Source organism: Belliella alkalica, from assembly GCF_022549785.1.
Taxonomy (GTDB): Bacteria; Bacteroidota; Bacteroidia; order Cytophagales; family Cyclobacteriaceae; genus Belliella; species Belliella alkalica.
In genome coordinates this window covers 1-645 of the sequence record NZ_JAKZGO010000082.1, presented here as the reverse complement: position 1 = coordinate 645, position 645 = coordinate 1, and the positions used below count along the sequence as shown (strand labels likewise).

Sequence of the window (645 nt, the reverse complement as noted above, 5' to 3'; positions counted from 1 at the left end):
CATATACATGGTCTCCGTATCTGTTGAAAATAACTATGTTGTTGCTCACAAACTTGCCTATACCCTTGATCACAAAACGATCGTTCTTGCCATCTTCACCAGGTGTAATCACGTTTGGTATAAAGAATGGATTGATCCTGTTCACATCAGTATCCGTATTGTTGCTCTGGTCAACATCTTGTTCTTCACTGGATACTGATACCGTATTGGTAAGTACTTCCACAGAGCCATTAACCAATGAATTGGCGCGAACTTGAAGCCTGATATCTATAACTGCTCCTGCAGGGAAGTTAGGTAAAGTCCATGTCAGCCTGTTTCCCTGAATGCTAAAGCTAACATCAAGGCCTGAAATCGAACCGTCACTCGATTCTCCTACAAATGACAACCCATTTGGAAGATTATCTATTATCACTACATCGGTAGCATCAGTTAATCCAATATTGCTAACTGTGATCACATACTCGAACTCATCGCCTTCCCAAATGGTAACATCATTTGATGTCTTGGTAATTGATAGATCAACTTCAGAGGCCTCAAGAACAATAGTTATATATGCCGTATCGCAATTCGTAGGGTTCAAAACCTCACAAACCCTGTACTGTAGCAGATATCTTCCAGCTTGATTCAATCCAGGTATCAAAGAAA

Annotated in this window: 1 protein-coding gene; it reads right to left on the bottom strand. The window is 40.5% G+C overall.

Annotated features, from left to right (window positions below; all coding sequences use genetic code 11):
• Positions 1 to 645, bottom strand: a 645-nt coding sequence (locus tag MM213_RS21130) for a T9SS type B sorting domain-containing protein (protein ID WP_241414789.1), incomplete at both ends; no start/stop codon positions are given.